We start from the raw sequence: 1,640 nt of genomic DNA on the forward strand, positions 1-1,640 counted from the left end.
CGAACGCCAGCCCGCTGATCTCGCTGATCGCGGGCATCCTGATCCTGATCATGCCACGGCTGCTCAACTACATCGTGGCGATCTACCTGATCATCATCGGCCTGCTAGGGCTGTTCGGCGGGCACCTGCACTGAGGCGCCCGGCATAGCCGCGGGCATTGCGCGGATCTCCCGCACGGCACGGGAAGACCGCGCTGCGCAGGCGCGCTTTACTTCAAGATGCCTTGACTGCGCGGCGAGCGTTTTGCTGGACTGCGCCAGTCGCGGCCGCGGTCGATGCTTCGATGTTGGACTTGACCGTTTCAGCGGCTTGCTTCGAGGCCTTCTGCACCGACTCGTAGGTATGGTTGGCGGCCGCAACCGTCTGCTGCAGCAGGGTAGTGAGCGCTTCCGAGCCGGCCGGCGCATTCTTCACGAACGTATCGACGAAGGTCTGCACGCTGCGGGTGTGCTGTTCGTATTGCGCTTCCACCGTCTTGGTGAGCTCGGCCTGCGTGGCCGAGGCAATCTCGTACACATGCCGGGCATACGCCAGCGCCTTGTCGGCTGCCGGCTGCGCGAGCTTACCCTGTGCGCTGAAGACATCTTTCAGGTCGCCGCCGGACAAGGCCGCCTGGATGGTTTCCTGGCTTTCGGCCAGGCTCGACTTCGCGGCTTGCAGGTTCAGCTCGGCCAGTTTCTGGAAACCGTCGAAAGCCGTATTCGTCAGTGCGAACCAGTTGGCGAAATGCGCTTTCTGGGCTTCGGCGAACTGGTCGGACGAAAAAACGAACATGCGTATTCTCCTGTGAATCGCCTGGCAGCCTGGCCGACATGCACGGGATGTGCTGTCGCGGTAACCGGGTCGAAATATGAGATTCGGAAAGGGCGGCATCACTGATTTGCGCAGTGCACCATCCAAGGGAAGATTCTAGATCCCTCTATTTGGATAGCCCCTAGGGAGATACCCGGACAAACCGGATATCTCGGGTGTTGCTGTGCAGCATGGTCGACATGGGCGTACCCAACTGTGTGGGGGTGCTTTCGGCAGCACCGTCCTCCTCCCATCGCCCATACGCATTGGGGGCCGGTGGACCGGCTCAGCCAGGGCGCACATTGGGCCCGCAAACGCATCGCCCGGCCGCGGGAGCGTGGCAGTGACAGACGGAGTCCTCCGCTTGCCGATGACCGTCTTCCCGCTCCCGCCGTGCGGCAAACTGCGATTGCCTGGGCTTATGCTGCCGGCTTTTCGAACGCGCGCAGCGGCTTGAGGAATTCCAGCGTGCGCTCGCGCTTGAGCAGCCTCGGCAACGCCTGCTCATATGCCTGCCGGTAGGGCCGGCTCAAGTGATGCGTCTGGAAATACGCGGGGCTGCAAGCCCAGGTTTCGTACAGCACCAGCGTATCGGGGTCTTCGACCGAGCGATGCAGGTAGGTGTTGACGAAATCCGGCTCCTTGGCCATTTGCTCCAGCACTTCCAGCAAGCTGGATTCGAGTTCGTCGCGATGTTCCGGCTTGCCCGGCAGGTGGACGATAAAGGCGATGTTTTCGCTCATGGTATTCAGTGCTGTTCCATAAAATCTGCTCAAAGTTGAGCATTGGATTTATCCGCACTTCGTTGACGCGGCTTGCGCCGCCCAACTGAAGCCCCTTGACGCTCA

The 1,640-nt window shown here is 61.3% G+C and carries 3 protein-coding genes; 1 reads left to right on the forward strand and 2 read right to left on the reverse strand.

The window, feature by feature from the left end:
* On the forward strand, positions 1–134 hold a 134-nt coding region (locus ACYP5B_RS11670; protein WP_459569713.1), incomplete at its 5' end, for a DUF3096 domain-containing protein.
* A gap of 79 nt (positions 135–213) precedes the next feature.
* Here ACYP5B_RS11670 and phaP read toward each other — a convergent pair.
* Positions 214–774 (reverse strand): TIGR01841 family phasin, encoded by a 561-nt coding sequence (gene phaP, locus ACYP5B_RS11675; RefSeq protein ID WP_400102758.1) that lies wholly within the window; start codon positions 772–774, stop codon positions 214–216.
* Between the two features lie 437 nt (positions 775–1,211).
* Complete coding sequence (locus ACYP5B_RS11680; protein WP_459569706.1) at positions 1,212–1,535, reverse strand: putative quinol monooxygenase; 324 nt, start codon at positions 1,533–1,535, stop codon at positions 1,212–1,214.
* Between the last annotated feature and the right edge of the window lie 105 nt (positions 1,536–1,640).

It is taken from the genome of Cupriavidus sp. 8B (genome assembly GCF_054589115.1).